Annotated in this window: 1 protein-coding gene; it reads left to right on the top strand. The window is 48.9% G+C overall.

The genetic code is table 11. The annotated features are described in order from the left end of the window. A partial coding sequence (locus tag CLW00_RS21490) for a hypothetical protein (RefSeq protein ID WP_170073266.1) occupies positions 1–2,660 on the top strand: 2,660 nt, incomplete at both ends.

Here is a 2,660-nt window from a genome sequence, read left to right on the forward strand (position 1 = left end):
ACAGCGATGTTGTTTGCATCTTTGGGCGGCACCCCTGATGCTGATGGAGAATGGACAGATAACGGAGACGGCACTTGGACATATACGGTAGCAGCAACTGCTCCATGTACAGAAGAAGCTGTTTCGGTAGTGACAGTAATAGTGGTTGACAGTCCAGATGCAGGAGAGAACGGAACGCTTACGATCTGTGAAGGCGAAGAAATTACAACAGCGATGTTGTTTGCATCCTTGGGCGGTACACCTGATGCTGATGGAGAATGGACAGATAACGGAGATGGCACTTGGACATATACGGTAGCAGCAACTGCTCCATGTACAGAAGACGCTGTTTCGGTAGTGACAGTAATAGTGGTTGACAGTCCAGATGCAGGAGAGAACGGAACACTTACGATCTGTGAAGGCGAAGAAATTACAACAGCGATGTTGTTTGATTCCTTGGGCGGTACACCTGATGCAGATGGTACTTGGACAGATAACGGAGATGGCACTTGGACATACACGGTAGCAGCAACTGCTCCATGTACAGAAGAAGCTGTTTCGGTGGTGACCGTAGTAGTGGTTGACAGCCCAGATGCAGGAGAGAACGGTACACTTACGATCTGTGAAGGTGAAGCAGTAACAACAGCGATGTTGTTTGCATCTTTGGGCGGCACCCCTGATGCTGATGGAGAATGGACAGATAACGGAGATGGCACTTGGACATATACGGTAGCAGCAACTGCTCCATGTACAGAAGAAGCTGTTTCGGTAGTGACAGTAATAGTGGTTGACAGTCCAGATGCAGGAGATAACGGAACGCTTACGATCTGTGAAGGCGAAGAGGTAACAACAACAATGTTGTTTGCATCCTTGGGTGGTACACCTGATGCAGACGGTACTTGGAATGATAACGGAGATGGCACTTGGACATACACGGTAGCAGCAACTGCTCCATGTACAGAAGAAGCTGTTTCGGTGGTGACCGTAGTAGTGGTTGACAGCCCAGATGCAGGAGAGAACGGTACACTTACGATCTGTGAAGGTGAAGCAGTAACAACAGCGATGTTGTTTGCATCTTTGGGCGGCACCCCTGATGCTGATGGAGAATGGACAGATAACGGAGATGGCACTTGGACATATACGGTAGCAGCAACTGCTCCATGTACAGAAGACGCTGTTTCGGTAGTGACAGTAGTAGTGGTTGACAGCCCAGATGCAGGAGAGAACGGAACGCTTACGATCTGTGAAGGCGAAGAAATTACAACAGCGATGTTGTTTGATTCCTTGGGTGGCACCCCTCATGCTGATGGAGAATGGACAGATAACGGAGATGGCACTTGGACATATACGGTAGCAGCGAATGCACCATGTACAGAAGACGCTGTTTCGGTAGTTACAGTTGAAGTTGTAGATAGCCCAGATGCAGGAGAGAACGGAACACTTACAATCTGTGAAGGCGAAGAGGTAACAACAACAATGTTGTTTGCATCCTTGGGTGGTACACCTGATGCAGACGGTACTTGGAATGATAACGGAGATGGCACTTGGACATACACGGTAGCAGCAACTGCTCCATGTACAGAAGAAGCTGTTTCGGTGGTGACCGTAGTAGTGGTTGACAGCCCAGATGCAGGAGAGAACGGTACACTTACGATCTGTGAAGGTGAAGCAGTAACAACAGCGATGTTGTTTGCATCTTTGGGCGGCACCCCTGATGCTGATGGAGAATGGACAGATAACGGAGATGGCACTTGGACATATACGGTAGCAGCAACTGCTCCATGTACAGAAGAAGCTGTTTCGGTAGTGACAGTAATAGTGGTTGACAGTCCAGATGCAGGAGATAACGGAACGCTTACGATTTGTGAAGGCGAAGCAGTAACCGAAGAGCTATTGTTTGCATCCTTGGGCGGTACACCTGATGCTGATGGAGAATGGACAGATAACGGAGATGGCACTTGGATATACACGGTAGCAGCAACTGCTCCATGTACAGAAGAAGCTGTTTCGGTAGTGACAGTAGTAGTGGTTGACAGCCCAGATGCAGGAGAGAACGGAACACTTACAATCTGTGAAGGCGAAGAGGTAACAACAACAATGTTGTTTGCCTCTTTGGGCGGCACCCCTCATGCTGATGGAGAATGGACAGATAACGGAGATGGCACTTGGACATATACGGTAGCAGCGAATGCACCATGTACAGAAGACGCTGTTTCGGTGGTGACAGTAGTAGTAATTGACAGTCCAGATGCAGGAGATAACGGAACGCTTACGATCTGTGAAGGCGAAGAAATTACAACAGCGATGTTGTTTGCATCCTTGGGTGGTACACCTGATGCTGATGGTACTTGGACAGATAACGGAGATGGTACGTGGACCTACACGGTAGCAGCGAATGCACCATGTACAGAAGATTCGGTGTCAGTAGTGACCGTAATAGTGGTTGACAGCCCAGATGCAGGAGAGAACGGAACGCTTACGATCTGTGAAGGTGAAGCAGTAACAGACGAGCTATTGTTTGCTTCTTTGGGTGGTACACCTGATGCAGACGGTACTTGGAATGATAACGGAGATGGCACGTGGACCTACACGGTAGCAGCGAATGCACCATGTACAGAAGAAGCTGTTTCGGTAGTGACAGTAGTAGTGGTTGACAGCCCAGATGCAGGAGAGAACGGAAC

Source organism: Mongoliibacter ruber (genome assembly GCF_003003005.1).
GTDB lineage: Bacteria > Bacteroidota > Bacteroidia > Cytophagales > Cyclobacteriaceae > Mongoliibacter > Mongoliibacter ruber.